Raw genomic sequence first — 21,240 nt, 5'->3', positions numbered from 1 at the left:
GCGGCTCCGCCGCCAAGTCTGCGCTTATGAGCTCGCGCGCCTCGTCCGGGTTCGCGATCGGTCCCGGTGCCCCGCCTGGGCTGGCCATCGGCTCCGCCGCCAAGTCTGCGCTTATGAGCTCGCGCGCCTCGTCCGGGTTCGCGATCGGTCCCGGTGCCCCGCCTGGGCTGGCCATCGGCTCCGGTGCCAAGTCCGGGTTTGCGACCGGCTCCGGCGCCAAGTCTGCGCCCGGTGTGAGCTCGCGCGTCCCGCACGGGCCCGCCACCGGCTCCCGCGACTCGTCTTCCGTCTCCGGCATGAGCTTGCGTGCCCCGTCCAAGTCTGCCCCGGTACGCAGTGCCAGCCACGCGCGGGCGCGCAGGGAGCGGACGAGGCCGTGGACGTTGCCGAGCGAGCGCCACAGGTCGCCCGCGCGCGCGTAGGCCCGGTCCGCCTCGGCAAGCAGCCCCGCCTGTCCGAGCGACTCGGCGGCGAGGTGGGCGAGCGTCGCGTGGTCCTGTTGCTCCGGCCAGTGCCGGGCGATCTCGGCGGCCTGCAGCCGGCGTTCGGCGGCGGCGCGGTGCTCCCCGAGCTCGCTCAGACAGTCGCCGAGCCACCACTGCGTCTGCACGATCGCCCCGTCGCCGTGCGTCTCGGCGGTCAGGTCCAGCAGCGCGGACTCCAGCACCTCGGCGGCCTCGGCCCACCGCCCCAGCCGCAGCAGCAGTCCGCCGAGCTGCTGCCGCGCCCAGGCCCCGAGCGTCGCACCCTCACCCGCCTCGTCGGCCCGGTGCGCCGCCTGAAGGGCGTGGACCGCCGCCTCCTCCGCCCGGCCCCGGCCGCCGAGCACCTCGGCGAGCTGGAGGTGCAGCTGGGCCCGTCCGATTGCCTCCAGGTGCGGCCCGCCGTGCTCCAGGGCCGCGCGCAGCGCCCGTTCGGCTCCGGCGGCGTCGCCGAGGTGGTGGCGGAGCCCGGCCAGTCGGGCCTCGTACTCCACCGCGAACCACGGCAGCCCCGCGCCGACTCCGCCGCGGCCCGCGCGAACAGTTCCGCGGCCGCCCGGAGGTCCCCGGTGTGTGCGGCGACCTCCGCGAGCATCGCCCGCGCCTCGGCGGCGCGGGAGGCCGGCCGTACGTCGTCCCCGGTGTGCCCCTCGACGAGCGCCAGCACCTCCCGCGCGGCGCCCTCGGCGGCGGACAGGTCCGCCTCGGCCACGGGCCCGTCGGCCCCGTGCACCCGCCGCATCAGGATCCGCGCCCGCGCCATCAGCACGGACGCCGTCTGCCGTACACCGGTGCCGTCCTCGGCATACAGGGCGAGCACCCGGTCGTACGGCTCGGCGACCGCGGTGAGCGCCCCGTCCACGTCGCCCGCCAGCGCCCGGACGTACGCCGCACGCGCGCGTGCCGCCAGCGCCTCACCGGGGTCGCCCGCCTCCGCGTACAGCTCGGCGGCCCGCTCGAACAGCTCGGCGCCCTCGGGGCCCCGGTCCATGGCCTCGTGGTCGGCGATCTCGGCCCGGTCGCGGGCGTCCAGCTCGACGCCCTCCGCGGCCCGCGCGACGGCCGCCCACGCCTCCACGGCGTGCGGCTGCAGCGTGTCCGACAGCCGCCGCGCCTCGGCCAGCAGCGCGGGCAGGTCGGACGCGTCCAGTGCCGGTACGGCGGTGGGCTGCACCGCGGAAACCGGGGGAGCGGCGGCCGGCCGCGCCGCCGTGCGCACTCCCAGCGGCAGCCGGTCCACCAGCGGGCGTTGCGCCATGCGCGCGCGTGCCCGCTCGCTGACGTAGGAGGTGCCGTTGCGCTGGTCGAAGCGGGCGGCCAGGGCCTCGGCCTCCCCGCGCGTGTGCGCGGCGAGTTCGCCGGCCGTCCAGGCGCGCCCCGCAGGTCCGGGCACCCGCTGTCCGCCCAGCCCGAGCTCGACCAAACGGTCCATGAGCAGGGTCACCACCGCCAGGAAGTCCAGCTTGCTGCGCGGATGCCCGGAGTCGGTGAAGTACGCCGGCCGCTCCGCCAGCAGCTCCAGGCCGCGCGCCTCGTTGCCGGTCAGCGCGCAGAACTCCACGTGGTCGGCGTAGGCGCCGCGCATGCTCTCCATCGCCCGCACCAGCCGGAAGCCCCGCAGATGGTGGGCGCGTGCCTCGTCGAGGCGGCCGAGGCGCAGCAGCGGCGCCAGGGAGGAGGCGAGGGCGGTGTGCGGCTCGTGGGCGCAGGTGAACTCGCCGTCCAGTACCGGCCGCCACAGCTCGATCGCCTCCGCGTCCCGGCCGCGCTCCGCCTGCCACCACCCCTGCGCGTGCAGCTCGCACGCGTGGCAGTCGGCCATGCTGTCCCGGTCGGCGCCCAGCCACGCCGCGTACGCCCGCTCCGCGCGCGCCACGTCCCCGACGTGGGCGGCGACGCTGAACTCGGCGCTGCGCACCGCCCGTTCGGAGTGTCCGGCGAGCCGGTAGCGGTGCTCCATCTCGCCGAGCCACTTCTCGATGGAGGCCAGCGGGATGTGCGGCTGGTCCAGCATGCCGGCCGACATCCACTTGAACACCCAGTGCAGCGAATGGGTCTCGTACTCGTCGAAGTCCTCGGGGTGTTCGTCCCACATGCGCAGCAGCCGCGCGAAGGGGACGAACATCTTGTCCTTCTCGGAGCTGTAGTTGTAGACCTTCAGCTGGTGTCCGAGCGCCTCGATCACGGCGAGCGGGATGTTCAGCTTCTCGGCCTCGGCGAGCAGTTGCTCCGCGCGCGCGTTGCGGGCCGGGCCCTCCGGCTGCTCGGAGTTCTCCGCCATCGCCCGGCGCAGGGAGTCGAAGTCGGTGATCTCACTCATCGGTGACCGTCCCCCGTCGAGTCGGCGTCGCTGTGGGTGGCCCATTCCAGGAGGCCGATGAACGCGCGGTTCAGCAGCGCCGAGTCCGCCGGCCGCAGCGGGCGCTGCGCCATCAGCAGCGCCTGGCCGTACAGGGACTCCGTGGCAGTGCCGATCAGCTCCGGGTCGTGCAGTGAACTGATCCTCCGGATCAGTGGATTGAGGTGGTTGAGCATCAGACGCGCGCGGGGCGCTGCCGCGCAGCGAGCCGAGGATGCCCGCCCACAGGTCGTCGGCCTGCGCCTCGGCCTCGGCGCGGGCCTGCTCGTGCCGGGCCGCCCGGTCGTCCAGGTGCAGCGCGGGCACCGACAGGGGATGGAAGGCGCGCAGCACCACGTCGCAGCCCAGCGGGTCCAGCTTGGCCCGCGCGGCCGCCAGAAAGCCCGCCAGGGCCAGCTCCTCGGCCGGGTCGACGGCGTCCAGGTGGGCGGTCACGGTGTCCGCGTCCAGTTCGGCGACCACCGTTCCCGGGCGCACCGACGGCAGCGCCTCGACCAGCTCGCTGTCGTAGGTGTAGCCGCCGTTGACGACGCCGATGCCCTGCGCGGAGGCGATCGGGGCGACCTGCCGGTACTCCTCGACCGTCCGCGTGAAGTGCACGACGGGGTGCCGCTGCGCGAACTCCTCCAGGGACAGCCGCCCGTCGGTCGTCTCGAAGGGCAGCCACGGCAGCATCGTGCGCAGCATCTCCCGGTCGTGCCGCGCCAGGGACTTCACCCCGAGGAAGTGCACGGACAGGAACGCAGCCAGCCGTTCCGGATCACCGGCCGCCAGGCCCGTGAGCCAGGACCGAATCCTTTCGCCCAGTGCCTCCCGCACCGCGGCCAGGGTCTCGTCCTCGTACAGCGACTCGCGCGAGGCCGTGGGCCGCAGGCTGTCCGTGTCGAGCACGCAGCGCACGAAGAACGCCCAGTCGGGCAGCAGCTGTTCGGCCCGCTCGGTCAGCAGCATGCCCTTCAGGTGCACGCGGTGGCCCGCGCGCTGCGCCGGGCTGACCGCGGAGGGAAGCACGTACGCCACCCCGCGGATCCCGGCCAGCGGCACGTCCAGGTCGATCGAGTCCAGCGGGGTGAAGCCGAACAGGTCGTGGCAGTGCCGGGCCAGGGCGACCCTGCGGGCGGCCGGGGAGGGGTACGCCCGGTCCCAGGGCGCGGGCAGATCGGTCACCGGGGTGTCGCCGACGCGGACGTCGTACGGCAGCAGCGACCCGAAGTCCCGCGCCAGGCGAGCACGCGCTGTTCGGTGAGCCATTCGCCGGCCCCCGCCCGCGCCTCCAGGTGCACGGTGGTGCCGGGTTCGGGGCGGGCCGCGTCGGGCAGGGTCCGCACGGTGTACGAGCCGTCGTCGCGCGCCGTCCACTCCACCGGCGGTGCGTCCGGGGTACGGGCACTGCGGCTGACGACCCGGATCCGCTCGGCGACGACGAAGCAGGCCAGCAGGCCGATGCCGAACTGCCCGAGGAAGTCCGAGCGGGCCTCCTGCAGTCCGTCGGCCCGCTTGGAGCTGCGGCCGATGGTCGCCAGCAGGTCGTGCACGTCGGACTCGGTGAGGCCGACGCCGGTGTCCTCCACCCGCAGCGTGGCGGCTCCTTCAGGGTCTGCGGACAGTTGTACGCGGGCCGGGGCGTCGGGCTGTTCGGCGCGCCGGGCGGTGATGGCGTCCACGGCGTTCTGCAGCAGCTCGCGCAGATACACCTTGGGGCTCGAGTAGAGGTGGTGCGAGAGCAGGTCCACCAGACCGCGCAGGTCGACCTGGAACGTGTGGGCTGACTGAGGTGTCTGGGATGACTGTGAGGTCTGGGAGTCCATCGTCGCAGCGCCGGTGGGGGGACGGGCGACGGCGCGGGGTCGGGCGGTCCCTGGTGGGGCGGTGACCGCGGGGGATGGCCGGAGTGCGCCATCCTAGAGCGCGGACGACCCGTCTGACCAGGGGTTTCCCGGGACGTATACGGGATTGTCAGTGTCGTGGTGTGCAATGGATCTCGTGCCTGCACTGGAAGAACCACTGAAGAAGGTGCTCGGCCCCGCCACCGCGAAGGTGATGGCCGAGCACCTCGGCCTGCACACCGTCGGCGACCTCCTCCACCACTACCCGCGCAGATACGAGGAGCGCGGCCAGCTCACCCACCTCGCAGACCTGCCCATGGACGAGCACGTGACGGTGGTCGCCCAGGTCGCCGACGCCCGCCTGCACACCTTCGCCTCCGCCAAGGCGCCCCGCGGCAAGGGCCAGCGCCTGGAGGTCACGATCACGGACGGCAGCGGCCGGCTCCAACTGGTCTTCTTCGGCAACGGTGTTCACAAGCCCCACAAGGAGCTCCTGCCGGGCACGCGCGCGATGTTCGCGGGCAAGGTCTCCGTCTTCAACCGCCGCCTGCAACTGGCCCATCCGGCATACGAGTTGCTGAGGGGGGCCGACGATGGCGCGGCGGAGGCGGTCGAGTCCTGGGCCGGCGCCCTCATCCCCATCTACCCCGCCACGGCCAAGCTGGAGTCCTGGAAGATCGGCAAGGCGGTCCAGACCGTCCTGCCCAGCGCCCAGGAGGCCATCGACCCGCTCCCCGACCCGCTGCGCGAGGGCCGCGGCCTGGTCTCCCTCCCCGAGGCCCTGCTCAAGATCCACCGCCCGCACACCAAGGCGGACATCGCCGAGGCCCGCGCCCGGCTGAAGTGGGACGAGGCCTTCGTCCTCCAGGTCGCCCTCGCCCGCCGCCGCCACGCCGACACACAACTCCCCGCGGTCCCGCGGAAGCCGCGACCGGACGGCCTTCTCGCGGCCTTCGACGACCGCCTCCCCTTCACCCTGACCGAGGGCCAGCAGAAGGTCTCCAGGGAGATCTTCGACGACCTGGCGACCGAACACCCGATGCACCGCCTCCTCCAGGGAGAGGTGGGCAGCGGCAAGACACTCGTTGCCCTGCGCGCCATGCTCGCCGTCGTCGATGCCGGTGGGCAGGCCGCGATGCTCGCGCCCACCGAGGTGCTGGCCCAGCAGCATCACCGGTCGATCACCGAGATGATGGGGGAGCTGGCCAGTTGGGGGCTGTGGCGCGAAGCGCCTCCGCAGAAGGGCGGTGGTGGGCGACCGGAGGGCGGCATGCTGGGCGGCGCCGAGCACGCCACGAAGGTGGTGCTGCTCACCGGGTCCATGGGCGCGGCCGCCCGGCGCCAGGCCCTGCTCGACCTGGCCACCGGTGAGGCCGGGATCGTGATCGGCACGCACGCGCTGATCGAGGACAAGGTGCAGTTCCACGACCTCGGACTGGTCGTGGTCGACGAGCAGCACCGGTTCGGGGTCGAGCAGCGCGACGCCCTGCGCGGCAAGGGCAAGCAACCGCCGCACCTGCTCGTGATGACCGCCACGCCCATTCCGCGCACGGTCGCGATGACCGTCTTCGGCGACCTGGAGACCTCCGTCCTCGACCAGCTCCCGGCGGGGCGCTCGCCCATCGCCAGCCATGTCGTCCCGGCCGCCGACAAGCCGCACTTCCTGGCGCGGGCCTGGGAGCGGGTGCGCGAGGAGGTGGCGAAGGGCCATCAGGCCTACGTGGTCTGCCCGCGCATCGGCGATGAGGAGGACGATCCGAAGAAGGGCGGCAAGAAGAAGTCCCCCGAGGACGAGGCCGAGAAGCGCCCGCCGCTCGCCGTCCTCGACGTCGCCGACCAGCTCGCCAAGGGACCGCTCAACGGCCTCGAGGTGGAGGTGCTGCACGGCCGTATGCAGCCCGATGACAAGGACGCGGTCATGCGCCGCTTCGCGGCCGGGGAGACCGACGTCCTGGTCGCCACCACGGTCATCGAGGTCGGCGTGAACGTGCCGAACGCCACGGTGATGGTGATCATGGACGCCGACCGCTTCGGTGTCTCCCAGCTCCACCAGCTGCGCGGCCGCGTCGGCCGCGGCTCGGCGCCCGGCCTGTGCCTCCTGGTCACGGAGATGCCCGAGGCGAGCGCGGCCCGCCAGCGGCTGAACGCCGTCGCAGCGACCCTCGACGGCTTCGAGCTCTCCCGTATCGACCTCGAGCAGCGCCGCGAGGGCGACGTCCTCGGCCAGGCCCAGTCCGGCGCCCGCTCCAGCCTGCGGATGCTCGCCGTCATCGACGACGAGGAGATCATCGCCGAGGCCCGCGAGGAGGCCGCCGCGGTGGTCGCCGCCGACCCGGACCTCAAGCGCCTGCCCGGGCTGCGGACGGCGCTGGACTCATTGCTGGACGAGGAGAGGGAGCAGTACCTGGAGAAGGGGTGACCGAGCCCCGCAGGCGCCCCGGGCTGAGAGACTGGGACGCGACACCACACCCCAACGAGCACGACGCGACACCACCGCGAGCATGACGCGACACCACCACGAGCACGGACAAGGACCCAGAAAATGACCCGCGTGATCGCCGGCCGGGCCGGCGGGCGTCGTCTGGCCGTTCCGCCGGGGCACGGCACCCGCCCCACCTCCGACCGGGCGCGCGAGGGCCTGTTCTCCACCTGGCAGTCGCTCCTCGGCGGCCCGCTGGACGGCGAACGGGTCCTCGACCTGTACGCCGGCTCGGGCGCCGTCGGCCTGGAGGCGCTGTCCCGCGGCGCCGGGCAAACGCTGCTCGTGGAGGCCGACGCCCGCGCGGTCCGTACCGTCCGGGAGAACGTCCGCAGCCTCGGCCTCCCCGGCGCCGAGGTGCGGGCGGGCAAAGCGGAACAGATCGTCCGGACACCGCCGCCGGCAGGGCCGTACGACCTCGTCTTCCTCGATCCCCCGTACGCCGTCTCGGACGACGATCTTCGCGAGATTCTGCTCACACTCCGCTCGGAGGGGTGGCTCGCGGAGGCAGCCCTCGTCACCGTGGAGCGGAGCACCAGAGGTGGCGAATTCCGGTGGCCGGACGGCTTCGACGCGATCCGGGCCCGTCGCTACGGCGAGGGAACGTTTTGGTACGGTCGCGCCGCCTCTACGTGCGAAGACGCACGATGACCGGACCGGAGAGCGAGGGATCTCAGTTGCGCCGCGCCGTCTGTCCCGGGTCGTTCGACCCGATCACCAACGGACACCTCGACATCATTGCCCGCGCCTCCCGCCTGTACGACGAGGTCTACGTGGCGGTGATGATCAACAAGTCCAAGAAGGGCCTGTTCGAGATCGACGAGCGGATCGACCTGATCCGCCAGGTCACCGCCGAGTACGAGAACGTCCGGGTCGAGGCCTTCCACGGCCTCCTCGTCGACTTCTGCAAGGAGCGCGACATCCCCGCCATCGTCAAGGGCCTGCGCGCCGTCAGCGACTTCGACTACGAGCTGCAGATGGCCCAGATGAACAACGGCCTCTCGGGCGTCGAGACCCTCTTCGTGCCCACCAACCCCACCTACAGCTTCCTGTCGTCCTCCCTGGTCAAGGAGGTCGCGGCCTGGGGCGGCGACGTCTCCCACCTGGTGCCGCCGGCGGTCCTGGACGCCCTCTCCAAGCGCCTGAAGCAGGACTGAGAGCGCCCCGGGCAGGCACACGGCAGCCTCCCCGGAGGCCCACAGGGACCTCCAAGGAACCTGACGACCCATCACTCGGTGTCCCACGGCCACCCCATGGCCGTACAGTCGTCCCGTCCGTCTCCAACACATCGGTAGAGAGTGGCGAGCACACGGTGGACGTGCAGAAAAAGCTCGACGAGATCGTCGCCGCGGTCTCCAGTGCCCGGTCCATGCCCATGTCGGCCTCGTGCGTGGTCAACCGCGCCGAACTGCTCGCCATGCTCGAGGAAGTACGCCAGGCCCTGCCCGGCTCGCTCGCGCAGGCGCAGGAGCTGATCGGCGACCGCGAGCAGATGGTCGAGGAGGCGCGGCGCGAGGCCGAGCGGATCATCGAGAACGCGCACGCCGAGCGCGGCTCGCTGATCTCCGAGACGGAGGTCGCCCGCCGCTCCCAGGCCGAGGCCGACCGGATCCTCGCCGAGGCCCGCAAGGAGGCCGAGGAGATCCGCGCCGAGGCCGACGACTACGTCGACTCCAAGCTCGCCAACTTCGAGGTCGTCCTCACCAAGACCCTCGGCTCCGTCGGCCGCGGCCGCGAGAAGCTGCTGGGCACCGGTCCCGGCCTCGACGAGGACGGCTACGAGGACGAGGACGCCCCCGAGCGCAGCCACGACCCGGAGACCCTGCGCCGCAGCGCCGACGCGTACGTCGATGCCAAGCTCGGCGCCTTCGAGGCGGTCCTCGCCAAGACCCTGGATGCGGTCGGCCGCGGACGCCAGAAGCTGCACGGCCGCATCGCCACCGACGACCTCGGCGCCCTCGCCGACGACACCACCACCGTCCAGCACTCCAGCGACGCCGACTACCTCGCCGACCTCGCGGCCATGGCGGAGGCCCCGGCGGCCGAGCAGCCCGCCCAGCCGCAGTACGACCCGCAGCCGGCGTACGGCTATCAGCAGACCGCGCAGGCCGACCCGTACAGCGGCTACCAGCAGCAGGGCTACGGCCAGCAGGACCCGTACGGCTACCAGCAGGCCGACCCGTACTCCCCCACCTCCGGCTACGCTCCGGCGGGCGGTGCCCCCTTCCAGGGCTACGACGCCCAGCAGGCGGCCTACAACCCGCATCAGGCCCAGCAGGGGCACCAGGCCCAGCAGGGGTACGCCCAGCCGCAGGCGCACGCCCTCGATGAGACCAGCCTCTTCGACACCAGCATGATCAGCGCGGAGCAGCTGCGGGCCTACGAACAGGGTCGCGGCCTGTAGGCACCCCACCGGATTGGGCCGAGAGCGAAAGGTCCAGTATCCTGGCTCTTCGGTCGCGCGTACGTCCGCGATCAGCGCTGCCCGGGAGCACCGTCGGGGCAGCGTTCCTCAGAGCTTCGAAGACCGAAAGCAGGAATGGCCCTGAACGCCCGCCTCGACCACCGCAACCCCCTCGTGTTCGACACACACGAGCTGGGGCGGCGTCCCGGTGCGCTCCAGCGCCTGACCCGCACGGTCCAGGCCCCCAAGGACTTCGGTATCCAGGGGGTCGTCGGAGTGCCGGAAGGCACCTCGGTGGAGCTCGAACTCCGACTCGAGTCGGTCATGGAAGGGGTGCTCGTCACAGGCACCGCCCGTGCATCGGCCGAGGGGGAGTGCGTAAGGTGTCTGGAGCCGGTCGAGCAGGAGCTCGAAGCGGACTTCCAGGAGATGTTCTCGTACCCTGACGCCGACGACCGGGGCCGCGTGATCGCGGAACCGGGCGACGACGCCGAGGACGACGAGGACAGGCTCTTCCTCGAGGATGGACTCTTCGACCTCGAACCTCTGCTGCGCGATGCGGTGGTGCTCGCACTGCCGATGCAGCCGGTGTGCCAGGAAGACTGCCCGGGTCTGTGCTCCGAGTGCGGAGCACGGCTCGCTGACGACCCGGACCACCACCATGACGCCGTCGACATCCGTTGGGCGGCTTTGCAGGGACTCGCCGACACCATGACGGACGGCGAGAAGGACGAGATGAGCGGCGCCGAAGCGGGCGTCGACGAGAAGCAGGAGAAGTAGCCGTGGCTGTTCCGAAGCGGAAGATGTCGCGCAGCAACACGCGCCACCGCCGGTCGCAGTGGAAGGCTGCGGTCCCCACCCTGGTTGCGTGCGAGCGCTGCCACGAGCCCAAGCAGCAGCACATCGCGTGCCCGTCTTGCGGCACCTACAACAAGCGCCAGGTCCTCGAGGTCTGAGCGGCTGGTGAGAGGCACTGTGTCCAGTCCCAAGAAGGCGGATGACGCCAAGGCGGACCCACACGCCAGGAAGAAAGCGGACAACCAGGCCTCGTCCCACACGCTTCTGGAAGGGCGGCTCGGCTACAAGGTCGAGTCCGCCCTTCTGGTGCGAGCACTGACCCACCGTTCCTACGCGTACGAGAACGGCGGCCTGCCCACCAACGAGCGGCTGGAGTTCCTCGGTGACTCCGTGCTCGGCCTGGTGGTCACGGACACGCTGTACCGCACCCACCCCGACCTGCCCGAGGGCCAGCTGGCCAAGCTGCGGGCCGCGGTGGTCAACTCGCGTGCGCTGGCGGAGGTGGGCCGCGGTCTCGACCTGGGCTCCTTCATCCGGCTCGGCCGCGGTGAAGAGGGCACGGGCGGCCGGGACAAGGCGTCCATCCTTGCCGACACCCTGGAAGCGGTGATCGGCGCGGTCTATCTCGACCAGGGTCTCGACTCGGCGGCGGAGCTGGTGCACCGCCTGTTCGACCCGCTGATCGAGAAGTCCTCGAGCCTCGGAGCCGGCCTGGACTGGAAGACCAGTCTCCAGGAGCTCACCGCGACCGAGGGGCTCGGCGTGCCCGAGTACCTGGTCACGGAGACCGGCCCCGACCACGAGAAGACCTTCACTGCTGCCGCCCGCGTCGGAGGCGTCTCGTACGGCACCGGCACCGGCCGCAGCAAGAAGGAGGCGGAGCAGCAGGCCGCGGAGTCCGCGTGGCGGGCCATCCGGGCCGCGGCGGACGAGCGCGCCAAGGCGGCGCAGGCCGCCGAGGACGCCGACGAGGCGTCGGCCTCCGCCTGACCCACAGCGCGAGCCGAGCGCCCGCCCCCTCTGCCCCAGGCGGGCGCTCGGCCCATACGACGGCCCGTAGGGGGCCGTGGGAGGTGTGTACGGGGGAGCCATGCCCGAGTTGCCCGAGGTCGAGGTCGTACGGCGCGGTCTGGAGCGGTGGGTCGCCCATCGGACGGTCGCCGACGCCGAGGTGCTGCACCCGCGCGCGGTACGGCGCCACCTCGCCGGCGCCGACGACTTCGCGCACCGGCTCAAGGGCCACCGCATCGGCACGCCCAGCCGCCGTGGCAAGTACCTGTGGCTGCCGCTGGAGGACACGGGCCAGGCGATCCTGGCCCACCTCGGCATGAGCGGCCAGCTGCTGGTTCAGCCGCAGGAGGCGCCCGCGGAGAAGCACCTGCGGATCCGGGTGAGGTTCGTGGACGCCCTCGGCACCGAACTCCGCTTCGTCGACCAGCGCACCTTCGGCGGCCTGTCGCTGCACGACACCACCCCGGACGGTCTGCCGGACGTCATCGCGCACATTGCCCGCGACCCCCTCGATCCGCTGTTTGACGACGAGGCCTTCCACCAGGTGCTGCGCCGCAAGCGCACCACCATCAAGCGGGCCCTGCTCGACCAGTCGCTGATCAGCGGCGTCGGCAACATCTACGCGGACGAGGCGCTGTGGCGGGCCCGTATCCACTACGAGCGCCCGACGGCGACCCTCACGCGCCCGCGCACGCTCGAACTCCTCGGACACGTACGGGACGTGATGAACGCGGCCCTCGCCGTGGGCGGCACCAGCTTCGACAGCCTGTACGTCAACGTCAACGGCGAGTCCGGCTACTTCGACCGCTCCCTCGACGCATACGGCCGCGAGGGCCTGCCCTGCCGCCGCTGCACAACCCCGATGCGCCGCCGCCCCTGGATGAACCGCTCCAGCTACTTCTGCCCGAAGTGCCAGCGCGCGCCGCGCGTCCTGCCCTGACTCCGCCGAGCGCCGGTCGGGCCGGCGTCAGCGCCTGTTCTCCGTCCTAGGCCTGGCGGGCGTCGTACGCCTCGCGTGCCGCCAGTACGTCGTCCATGCGGCCCTCCACACAGTGGATGAGGGCCAGCAGGCGCTCGGCGACCTCGCGGCCGAGGGGGGTCAGTTCGTAGTCCACGCGGGGCGGGTTCGTCGGCTGGGCCTCGCGGTGCACCAGGCCGTCGCGCTCCAGCGCGTGCAGGGTCTGGGACAGCATCTTCTCGCTCACGCCGTCGACGCGGCGGCGCAGCTCGTTGAAGCGCAAGGAGCCCTCGTACAGGGCACCGAGCGTGAGCGCGCCCCAGCGTCCGGTGACGTGCTCCAGCGTGCCGCGGGAGGGGCAGACCTTCGCGAACACGTTGTACGGGAGGTTCTGCTCCTCCGTGCGCTCCTGCGTGATGCTCATGGCTCAAGCGTACTCGAGCGCAGCGCTAACCGGCAGGTTGCACTAACCATAAGTTAGTGCTTTCCTTTCTTCATGGCCGGTGAGCTGCCCTTCCGTTGCGGCTCCCGTTCTCCATGTCGTTGAGGAGTACGAACGTGACCACCCCTGTTGTTTCCATCGCCTACCACTCCGGCTACGGCCACACCGCCGTCCTCGCCGAGGCCGTCCGGGCCGGCGCCGCCGAGGCCGGCGCAGAGGTGCACCTGATCAAGGTGGACGAGATCACCGACGAGCAGTGGGCGACGCTCGACGCCTCGGACGCGATCGTCTTCGGCTCGCCGACCTACATGGGCACCGCCTCCGGCGCCTTCCACGTCTTCGCCGAGGCGTCGTCGAAGCGCTGGTTCGGGCAGGACTGGAAGGACAAGCTGGCCGCCGGCTTCACCAACTCCGGCTCCAAGAGCGGCGACAAGCTGCACACCCTGCAGTTCTTCCAGATCCTCGCCGCCCAGCACGGCATGCACTGGGTCAACCTCGGCCTGCACCCGGGCTGGAACAACAGCGCCGGCTCCCAGCACGACCTCAACCGCCTCGGCGTCTTCGCCGGCGCGGCCGCCCAGACCAACGTCGACGAGGGCCCCGAGGCGGTCCACAAGGCGGACATCGCCACCGCGAAGCACCTGGGCCACCGGGTGGCTCGGACGGCCAAGATCTTCCGCCAGGGCCAGGTCGCCGCCTGAGCACAGCGCGTGGCGGCCGCCCGAGCCCTTCAGGGCCTGGACGGCCGCCCGACCTTTCAGGGCCTGGACGGTCGGCTGAGCCTTGAGGGCCTGGACGCTGAGCCTTGAGGGTCTGGACGGTCGGCTGAGCCTTGAGGGTCTGGACGCCGCCTGAGTGACCGCTAGTAGCCGAAGTCCTGCGTCCACCAGGGGCCGCCGGCCCCGAAGTGCACACCCACGCCCAGGGTCTTGAAGTCGCAGTTGAGGATGTTGGCCCGATGGCCCGGGCTGTTCATCCAGGCCTCCATCACCGCCGCCGCGTCGGCCTGGCCCCGGGCTATGTTCTCGCCGCCGAGGTTGCTTATGCCGAGCCTCGCCGCCCGGTCCCAGGGCGAGGCGCCAGTGGGATCGGTGTGGTCGAAGAAGTTCTGGTCGGCCATGGCCTTGCTGAACTCCTCGGCCAGATCGGTCAGCGAGCTGTTCGCCGCCACCGGGCTGCAGCCCACCTTCGCCCGCTCCTCGTTGACGAGCTTGAGTACCTCCGTCTCGGCGGCGGCCTCCGTGGAGACCGTCACCGGGGCGCTGCTGTGCGTCGGCGCCTTGGTGGCCTTGCGGGGCGGCGTGGTCGCCGGCTTCTTGGTCCTGGTCGGCGCAGCCGTCGGCTTCGTCGACGGCGACTTCGTGGGTGTCGCCGACGGTGAGGCGGAGGCTGAGGCGGACGGCGTCGGCGAGGCCGACCGGTCCGTGTCGCGGCTCGTCGACGAACCGCCGGCCCGGTCGTCCGCGCTGCCGGACGTACCGCCCTGCTGCGTCTCCGAGTTGGTCGGCGAGCCCGCGGCCTGCACCTTGTCGGCGCCGCTGCTGCTGCCGCCGCCGAGCTTGTAGTTCTCCAGGCCGGGCACGGCGCCCGTGGCGACCGCGACCGTGCCGATGGCGACCGCGGCCGAGACCCCGAGCAGCCCCGTGCGGACCGGCGTCGCGGCCTTCTTCTTCCGGCGATGCCCACGTTCCCGGCGGGGCCCGTCCGAGGGGGCGAAGCCCTCGGACGGGAAGACCGCGGTGTCCGCGGCCTGGGTGTAGTCGTCGTCCGTCGCGAAGAGGTACTCCTGGGCCTTCGAGTAGGCGTCGGCGTACAGCTCCGGGTTCAGGTAGGGCGCGATGCCCATGGTGGGGCGCTCTCCCGCGTACGAGTCCCCCGGGTCGTGGCCCTGCGTGTACGAGCCGTACGTTTCCGTGCCCCCCGTGTCGCGGCCCGTGGCGGCGCGGCCGGCGTCCGAGCGTCGGTGGCGTCCCATGTCCTGGCCTTCCTCGTCCCTGGCGGCCGACACGCGTCCTGAGCCGTCGCGGTCAACCCGACTCACTCGATCGAGTGAGTTTCATATGAGATTCATTGGGTGGGGACGGTACCGCATGGCGCCAGGGGAGGAAGTGCCTGGAGAGACATTGGCCGGTTAGGTTGCACTCATGAGCGAGGATGTTCGACTGGTCGCCTGGGTGCGCGGGCGCGTCCAGGGTGTGGGTTTCCGCTGGTTCACGCGGGCCAAGGCGCTGGAGATCGGCGGCCTGAGTGGCTTTGCTCTCAATGTGGACGACGGACGCGTCCAGGTGGTCGCCGAGGGCCCCAAGGAGGCCTGCCAGAAGCTCCTCGACTGGTTGAAGGGCGGCGACACGCCCGGGCGCGTGGAGGGTGTCACCGAGATCTGGGACACACCTCGCGGGGGCTACGACGGCTTCGCCATCCGCTGAGTCCGTCCCGCACGGCCACCCGGCCGGAGCAGAGGTACATGCCACCGGCATCCGTCCCGAGCGAAAAGGAGCAGGTGGTTGCCAAGAACTGCTTGCCGTGGCAGGCTCCGCACGACAGGATGATCGCCACGCCCCCAGGGGCCCGCAGGAGTCGCAGCGCCGCCGTTTTCCGGCCGCGCGCCCCCGGGATGCCCGCCCGTACGGGGCGTGATCGTGTTGACCGTCAAACTTTTTGGTGAGACGCTGAAAGCCCGCGCACCTTAGCTGTTTGGCATGGAGAACGGCAATACAAACTCAACAGTGCCAAGCACCACGGGTGCGAATCCCTCACGACCCACACCGCTTCGGTCGGTCACTCAGTGTGGAGGACCATCCATCATGGCAAAGGCGCTTCTCGGTTACGTCGGCGGCTCCGACCCTCGACTCCTCGCCGAGATGCGACGGCTCCAGCAGCGTGTCCAGGACCTGGAATCCGAGCTCGTACGGATCCAGGAGGAGAACGACGCGCTGACGGCTGCCGCTTCTCACGACAGGATCATGGAGCGTGTTGACGCACACCAGGCGGAGCCTGCGCTCACCTGATCACTGCATCGCACAACGACACAGTGGTTGGGCTGCCCGTATCAACCGCTCAGTTGTCAGAGTTGCAAGGGACGCTTCGGCGTCCCTTCTTTCTTGCCCCCGCATCCTTTCACCCTCTTTAACGTCTGGTGTGCCCTGCACGTTCAGGGGTGAAACCGCGGGTTCATGGAGTGAGATACCGGCGGCAGGTAGAGTCCAGCGGCGTGCACCTCAAGGCCCTGACCCTCCGCGGGTTCAAGTCGTTCGCCTCGGCGACCACGCTCCGGTTCGAGCCGGGGATCACGTGCGTCGTCGGCCCGAACGGCTCGGGCAAGTCCAACGTTGTGGACGCGCTCAGCTGGGTCATGGGGGAGCAGGGCGCCAAGTCGCTGCGCGGCGGCAAGATGGAGGACGTCATCTTCGCCGGAACCACCGGGCGCCCGCCGCTCGGCCGCGCCGAGGTGTCCCTGACCATCGACAACTCCGACGGGGCCCTGCCCATCGAGTACTCCGAGGTCACCATCACGCGGATCATGTTCCGCAACGGCGGCAGCGAGTACCAGATCAACGGCGACACCTGCCGCCTCCTCGACATCCAGGAGCTCCTGTCCGACTCCGGCATCGGCCGCGAGATGCACGTCATCGTCGGCCAGGGCCAGCTCGACTCCGTCCTGCACGCCGACCCCATGGGCCGTCGCGCCTTCATCGAGGAGGCCGCGGGCGTCCTCAAGCACCGCAAGCGCAAGGAGAAGGCGCTCCGGAAGCTGGACGCGATGCAGGCCAACCTCGCGCGCGTGCAGGACCTCACCGACGAACTGCGCCGCCAGCTCAAGCCGCTGGGCCGGCAGGCTGCGGTGGCCCGCCGGGCGGCCGTGATCCAGGCCGACCTGCGCGACGCGCGCCTGCGCCTCCTCGCGGATGATCTGGTGCGGCTCCGGGAGGCCCTGAAGGCCGAGATCGCCGACGAGGCGGCCCTCAAGGAACGCAAGGAAGCCGCCGAGCACGAGCTGAAGAAGGCGCTCCAGCGCGAGGCGCTGCTGGAGGACGAGGTACGCCGGCTCACCCCGCGCCTCCAGCGCGCCCAGCAGACCTGGTACGAGCTCTCCCAGCTGGCCGAGCGGGTGCGCAGCACGATCTCGCTGGCCGACGCCCGCGTGAAGAGCGCCACCTCCGCACCCCCCGAGGAGCGGCGCGGACGCGACCCCGAGGACATGGAACGCGAGGCCGCCCGCATCCGCGAGCAGGAGGCCGAGCTCGAGGCGGCCCTGGAGGCGGCCCAGCGCGCGCTGGACGACACGGTCGCGCACCGCGCCGAGCTGGAACGCGAACTCGCCCTCGAGGAACGACGCCTGAAGGACGCGGCCCGCGCCATCGCCGACCGCCGCGAGGGCCTGGCCCGGCTCAGCGGCCAGGTCAACGCGGCCCGTTCGCGCGCCGCCGCCGCCCAGGCCGAGATCGACCGGCTGACCGCCGCGAGGGACGAAGCGCAGGAACGGGCCGTCCGTGCCCAGGAGGAGTACGAGGCCCTCAAGGCCGAGGTCGACGGCCTCGACGCAGGCGACCAGGAACTCGCCGAGCAGCACGAGGCGGCGAAGCAGCAGCTCGCCGAGGCCGAGGCCGCCCTCACGGCCGCCCGCGAGGCGGCCACGGCGGCCGAACGCAAGCGGGCGGCGACCCAGGCCCGCCACGACGCTCTGGCCATGGGGCTGCGCCGCAAGGACGGCACGGGTGCGCTGCTCGACGCGAAAGACCGGCTCACCGGGCTGCTGGGCCCGGCGGCGGAGCTCCTGACGGTCACCCCGGGCTACGAGGTCCCGCTCGCGGCCGCCTTCGGCGCAGCGGCGGACGCCCTCGCGGTGACCTCCCCGTCCGCCGCCGCCGACGCCATCCGCCTGCTGCGTAAACAGGACGCGGGACGGGCGGCGCTGCTGCTGAGCGGCGCCCCCGACGACGTACCCCGGGAATCGCGGACCGACGGCCATCCCTTCGCCGCCGACCTCGTCCGTGGCCCCGCCGAGCTCATGCCCGCCGTGCGCAGGCTGCTGCGCGGGATCGTCGTCGTCAGCACCCTCGAGGACGCCGAGGACCTGGTTCACGTACGGCCCGACCTCACGGCCGTCACCGCCGAAGGGGACCTGCTCGGGGCGCACTTCGCGCAGGGCGGGTCGGCCGGGGCGCCCAGTCTGCTCGAGGTGCAGGCGTCCGTGGACGAGGCCGCCGCCGAACTCGAAGAGCTCGCCGTGCGGTGCGAGGAGCTGGCCGAGGCGCAAGCCCGCGCCGCGGAGCGCCGCAAGGAGTGCGCCGCGCTCGTCGAGGAGCTGGGTGAGCGGCGCCGGGCCGCCGACCGGGAGAAGTCGGCCGTCGCGCAGCAGCTCGGGCGGCTTGCCGGGCAGGCCCGCGGCGCCGCCGGTGAGGCCGAGCGGTCCACGGCCGCCGCCGCACGCGCCCAGGAGGCCCTCGACAAGGCCCGCCAGGAGGTCGAGGAGCTCGCCGAACGGCTCGCCGTCGCCGAGGAGATGCCGGTCGAGGAGGAGCCCGACACCTCCGTCCGCGACCGGCTCGCCGCCGACGGCGCCAACGCCCGCCAGACCGAGATGGAGGCCCGGCTCCAGGTCCGTACGCACGAGGAGCGGGTCAAGGGACTGGCCGGCCGGGCCGACTCGCTCGACCGGGCCGCCCGCGCGGAACGCGAGGCACGCGCGCGTGCCGAGCAGCGGCGCGCCCGGCTGCGCCACGAGGCCGCCGTCGCCGAGGCCGTCGCCTCCGGCGCCCGGCAACTGCTCGCGCACGTCGAGGTCTCACTGGCGCGCGCGGACGAGGAGCGGACCGCCGCCGAGGCCGCCAAGGCCCGCTGCGAGCAGGAGCTCGCCCAGGCCCGCGCCGAAGGACGCGATCTCAAGGCCGAACTCGACAAGTTGACGGATTCGGTCCACCGGGGCGAGGTACTCGGCGCCGAGAAGCGGCTGCGGATCGAGCAGCTGGAAACGAAGGCGCTGGAGGAGCTCGGCGTCGAACCGGCGGGGCTCGTGTCCGAGTACGGCCCGCACCAGTTGGTGCCGCCCTCGCCCCCCGCCGAGGGGGAGCAGCTGCCGGAGGACCCGGAGCACCCCCGCAACCGGCCGCGGCCGTTCGTCCGGGCGGAGCAGGAGAAGCGGCTCAAGGCCGCCGAGCGCGCCTACCAGCAGCTCGGCAAGGTCAACCCGCTGGCCCTGGAGGAGTTCGCCGCGCTGGAGGAACGCCACAAGTTCCTCAGCGAGCAGCTCGAGGATTTGAAGAAGACCCGCGCCGACCTGCTCCAGGTCGTCAAGGAGGTCGACGAGCGCGTCGAGCAGGTCTTCACCGAGGCCTACCGGGACACGGCCCGCGAGTTCGAGGGCGTCTTCAGCCGGCTCTTCCCGGGCGGCGAGGGACGGCTCGTGCTGACCGACCCCGACAACATGCTCACCACGGGAGTGGACGTCGAGGCACGTCCGCCGGGCAAGAAGGTCAAGCGCCTGTCCCTGCTCTCCGGCGGCGAGCGGTCGCTGACGGCCGTCGCGCTGCTGGTGTCGATCTTCAAGGCCCGGCCGAGCCCGTTCTACGTCATGGACGAGGTCGAGGCGGCCCTGGACGACACCAACCTCCAGCGGCTGATCCGCATCATGCAGGAGCTGCAGGAGACCTCGCAGCTGATCGTGATCACGCACCAGAAGCGCACGATGGAGGTCGCCGACGCGCTGTACGGCGTGTCCATGCAGGGCGACGGTGTGTCGAAGGTCATCAGCCAGCGGCTCCGCTAGGCGCGTGTGTCTGCACCGGTCGCGCCCCGTGCCGTAGGTGGATTCAACTCTTGAATGCAAGCCCGGCGCCTTGCCGCTGAAAAACTTATAGTGATCGTATTGACTTCGAAACTTGAAGGCATAGTCTCTGCAACGTTGCTTTTACCTTCAGGTCTCGCCACCTGGAAGGGCTGACCCCCACCCGGCAGCGCTGCCGGTGTGCCCGAGGAGTACACGTGACCAGCACAGCGCAGGCACCCAAGTCAGGAGCCAGGACGGCTCATCCCGATCATCTCGGGCACGTCATCTTCATCGCGGCGGCGGCCGCGATGGGCGGTTTCCTCTTCGGCTACGACAGCTCCGTGATCAACGGCGCCGTCGAGGCCATCCGGGACCGCTACGACATCGGCTCCGCGTCCCTGGCCCAGGTCATCGCCATCGCCCTGATCGGCTGCGCCGTCGGCGCCGCGACCGCCGGCCGCATAGCCGACCGCATCGGCCGCATCCGGTGCATGCAGATCGCCGCCGTCCTCTTCACGGTCAGCGCCGTCGGCTCGGCCCTGCCCTTCGCCCTGTGGGACCTCGCCCTGTGGCGCATCGTCGGCGGCTTCGCCATCGGCATGGCCTCCGTCATCGGCCCCGCCTACATCGCCGAGGTCGCCCCGCCGGCGTACCGCGGCCGGCTCGGCTCCTTCCAACAGGCCGCGATCGTCGTGGGCATCGCCGTCTCGCAGCTGGTCAACTGGGGTCTGCTCAACGCCGCCGGCGGCGACCAGCGCGGCAAGCTGATGGGCCTGGAGGCCTGGCAGGTCATGCTCGGCGTGATGGCCATCCCGGCCGTCCTCTACGGCCTGCTCTCCTTCGCGATCCCCGAGTCCCCGCGCTTCCTGATCTCCGTCGGCAAGCACGACCGCGCCCGTCAGATCCTCGCCGAGGTCGAGGGCCAGGACCTCGACCTCGATGCCCGGGTCGCCGAGATCGAGCTCGCCATGAAGCGCGAGGAGAAGTCGAGCTTCCGCGACCTGCTCGGCGGCGGCTTCTTCTTCAAGCCGATCGTCTGGGTCGGCATCGGCCTGTCGGTCTTCCAGCAGTTCGTCGGCATCAACGTCGCGTTCTACTACTCCTCGACGCTGTGGCAGTCGGTCGGCGTCGACCCGACGGACTCCTTCTTCTACTCGTTCACGACGTCGATCATCAACATCGTCGGCACCGTGATCGCGATGATCTTCGTGGACCGCATCGGTCGCAAGCCGCTCGCGATCATCGGCTCCGTCGGCATGGTCGTCGGTCTGGCGCTGGAGGCCTGGGCTTTCTCCTACCACCTGGTCGACGGCAAGCTGCCGAGCACCCAGGGCTGGGTCGCCCTGATCGCCGCCCACGTCTTCGTCCTCTTCTTCGCCCTGTCCTGGGGTGTGGTCGTCTGGGTCATGCTCGGCGAGATGTTCCCGAACAGGATCCGCGCCGCCGCCCTGGGCGTGGCCGCCTCCGCGCAGTGGATCGCCAACTGGGCCATCACCGCGAGCTTCCCCTCGCTGTCCGACTGGAACCTGTCGGCGACCTACGTGATCTACACGCTCTTCGCCGCGCTCTCCGTCCCGTTCGTCCTGAAGTTCGTCAAGGAGACGAAGGGCAAGGCGCTGGAGGAGATGGGCTGAGCCTCTTCAGGAGGCCCTCGATCCCGAGGAGAAGGGCCAAGTCCCCGCTGCCCCTCTCCTCGAACCCGTAAGGCGTACTGC

General features: G+C 71.5%; 15 protein-coding genes and 2 pseudogenes. 13 read left to right on the top strand and 4 right to left on the bottom strand.

All coding sequences use genetic code 11. The features are described from left to right. Positions 1–331: 331 nt before the first annotated feature. Together ABZV31_RS16440 and ABZV31_RS16435 are read right to left on the bottom strand one after the other, a co-directional pair. Positions 332–2,802: pseudogene (locus tag ABZV31_RS16440) on the bottom strand (tetratricopeptide repeat protein); the annotation flags it as partial. Then, positions 2,799–4,649: pseudogene (locus tag ABZV31_RS16435) on the bottom strand (HSP90 family protein). The pseudogenes ABZV31_RS16435 and ABZV31_RS16440, both read right to left, overlap by 4 nt. A 166-nt stretch (positions 4,650–4,815) precedes the next feature. On the opposite strand from ABZV31_RS16435, the gene recG reads away from it, so the two are divergent. The 8 genes from recG (at position 4,816) to mutM (ending at position 12,299) form a co-directional block, all read left to right on the top strand. Next, positions 4,816–7,086 (top strand): ATP-dependent DNA helicase RecG, encoded by a 2,271-nt coding sequence (gene recG, locus ABZV31_RS16430; RefSeq protein WP_355893793.1) that lies wholly within the window; start codon positions 4,816–4,818, stop codon positions 7,084–7,086. Positions 7,087–7,209: 123 nt separating this feature from the next. After that, positions 7,210–7,797, top strand: a complete 588-nt coding sequence (rsmD, locus tag ABZV31_RS16425) for a 16S rRNA (guanine(966)-N(2))-methyltransferase RsmD (RefSeq protein ID WP_355893790.1) — start codon at positions 7,210–7,212, stop codon at positions 7,795–7,797. A 26-nt stretch (positions 7,798–7,823) separates the two neighbouring features. After that, the gene (coaD, locus tag ABZV31_RS16420) at positions 7,824–8,303 is read left to right on the top strand and encodes a pantetheine-phosphate adenylyltransferase (protein ID WP_355894096.1); all 480 of its coding nucleotides are present in this window, start codon (positions 7,824–7,826) and stop codon (positions 8,301–8,303) included. A gap of 155 nt (positions 8,304–8,458) precedes the next feature. Then, complete coding sequence (locus ABZV31_RS16415) at positions 8,459–9,550, top strand: ATP synthase F0 subunit B (protein ID WP_355893787.1); 1,092 nt, start codon at positions 8,459–8,461, stop codon at positions 9,548–9,550. Positions 9,551–9,685: 135 nt separating this feature from the next. After that, the gene (locus tag ABZV31_RS16410; RefSeq protein ID WP_355893784.1) at positions 9,686–10,330 is read left to right on the top strand and encodes a DUF177 domain-containing protein; all 645 of its coding nucleotides are present in this window, start codon (positions 9,686–9,688) and stop codon (positions 10,328–10,330) included. A 2-nt stretch (positions 10,331–10,332) separates the two neighbouring features. Next, entirely contained in the window at positions 10,333–10,506 is a 174-nt protein-coding gene (rpmF, locus tag ABZV31_RS16405) for a 50S ribosomal protein L32 (protein WP_003951102.1), read from the top strand. Positions 10,507–10,513: 7 nt separating this feature from the next. Beyond that, positions 10,514–11,338, top strand: coding sequence for a ribonuclease III (gene rnc, locus ABZV31_RS16400; RefSeq protein WP_355893782.1), 825 nt, complete (start codon positions 10,514–10,516; stop codon positions 11,336–11,338). Between the two features lie 100 nt (positions 11,339–11,438). Continuing rightward, the gene (mutM, locus tag ABZV31_RS16395; RefSeq protein WP_355893780.1) at positions 11,439–12,299 is read left to right on the top strand and encodes a bifunctional DNA-formamidopyrimidine glycosylase/DNA-(apurinic or apyrimidinic site) lyase; all 861 of its coding nucleotides are present in this window, start codon (positions 11,439–11,441) and stop codon (positions 12,297–12,299) included. 46 nt (positions 12,300–12,345) lie between these two features. Here mutM and ABZV31_RS16390 read toward each other — a convergent pair whose 3' ends face one another. After that, the gene (locus tag ABZV31_RS16390; RefSeq protein ID WP_355893777.1) at positions 12,346–12,741 is read right to left on the bottom strand and encodes a helix-turn-helix domain-containing protein; all 396 of its coding nucleotides are present in this window, start codon (positions 12,739–12,741) and stop codon (positions 12,346–12,348) included. Between the two features lie 134 nt (positions 12,742–12,875). On the opposite strand from ABZV31_RS16390, the gene ABZV31_RS16385 reads away from it, so the two are divergent. Continuing rightward, on the top strand, positions 12,876–13,460 hold the full coding sequence (locus tag ABZV31_RS16385; RefSeq protein WP_355893774.1) for a flavodoxin family protein: 585 nt from the start codon (positions 12,876–12,878) through the stop codon (positions 13,458–13,460). 161 nt (positions 13,461–13,621) lie between these two features. Here the strand turns inward: ABZV31_RS16385 and ABZV31_RS16380 are convergent, their stop codons facing one another. After that, the gene (locus ABZV31_RS16380; protein ID WP_355893771.1) at positions 13,622–14,734 is read right to left on the bottom strand and encodes a CAP domain-containing protein; all 1,113 of its coding nucleotides are present in this window, start codon (positions 14,732–14,734) and stop codon (positions 13,622–13,624) included. A 169-nt stretch (positions 14,735–14,903) separates the two neighbouring features. Here ABZV31_RS16380 and ABZV31_RS16375 point away from each other — a divergent pair, with 169 nt between their 5' ends. The 4 genes from ABZV31_RS16375 to ABZV31_RS16360 all read left to right on the top strand — a co-directional run bounded on the left by ABZV31_RS16375 (position 14,904) and on the right by ABZV31_RS16360 (position 21,159). Further along, positions 14,904–15,185: an acylphosphatase gene (locus tag ABZV31_RS16375; RefSeq protein WP_355893770.1), complete on the top strand. Its 282-nt coding sequence runs from the start codon at positions 14,904–14,906 to the stop codon at positions 15,183–15,185. Positions 15,186–15,563: 378 nt separating this feature from the next. After that, entirely contained in the window at positions 15,564–15,767 is a 204-nt protein-coding gene (locus ABZV31_RS16370) for a hypothetical protein (RefSeq protein ID WP_355893768.1), read from the top strand. 203 nt (positions 15,768–15,970) lie between these two features. Beyond that, positions 15,971–19,525 carry a chromosome segregation protein SMC gene (smc, locus tag ABZV31_RS16365; RefSeq protein WP_355893765.1) on the top strand — a complete coding sequence of 1,185 codons (3,555 nt, stop codon included), beginning with the start codon at positions 15,971–15,973 and terminating at the stop codon, positions 19,523–19,525. A gap of 215 nt (positions 19,526–19,740) precedes the next feature. Beyond that, complete coding sequence (locus ABZV31_RS16360) at positions 19,741–21,159, top strand: sugar porter family MFS transporter (RefSeq protein ID WP_355893762.1); 1,419 nt, start codon at positions 19,741–19,743, stop codon at positions 21,157–21,159. The last annotated feature ends 81 nt before the right edge of the window (positions 21,160–21,240 follow it).

Origin of the sequence: Streptomyces sp. NPDC005202 (genome assembly GCF_040608235.1) — a bacterium.
GTDB lineage: Bacteria > Actinomycetota > Actinomycetes > Streptomycetales > Streptomycetaceae > Streptomyces.
Note: the sequence above shows the minus strand (reverse complement) of the source record. Positions and strands in the feature narration are given on the sequence as shown.

Bases quoted from the DNA above. Each gene is read 5' to 3' on its own strand.
- ABZV31_RS16390 (WP_355893777.1), bottom strand. From the start codon at position 12,741: ATGAGCATCACGCAGGAGCGCACGGAGGAGCAGAACCTCCCGTACAAC.
- ABZV31_RS16410 (WP_355893784.1), top strand. From the start codon at position 9,686: ATGGCCCTGAACGCCCGCCTCGACCACCGCAACCCCCTCGTGTTCGAC.
- ABZV31_RS16380 (WP_355893771.1), bottom strand. From the start codon at position 14,734: ATGGGACGCCACCGACGCTCGGACGCCGGCCGCGCCGCCACGGGCCGC.
- ABZV31_RS16370 (WP_355893768.1), top strand. From the start codon at position 15,564: ATGGCAAAGGCGCTTCTCGGTTACGTCGGCGGCTCCGACCCTCGACTC.
- rsmD (WP_355893790.1), top strand. From the start codon at position 7,210: ATGACCCGCGTGATCGCCGGCCGGGCCGGCGGGCGTCGTCTGGCCGTT.
- ABZV31_RS16375 (WP_355893770.1), top strand. From the start codon at position 14,904: ATGAGCGAGGATGTTCGACTGGTCGCCTGGGTGCGCGGGCGCGTCCAG.
- recG (WP_355893793.1), top strand. From the start codon at position 4,816: ATGGATCTCGTGCCTGCACTGGAAGAACCACTGAAGAAGGTGCTCGGC.
- mutM (WP_355893780.1), top strand. From the start codon at position 11,439: ATGCCCGAGTTGCCCGAGGTCGAGGTCGTACGGCGCGGTCTGGAGCGG.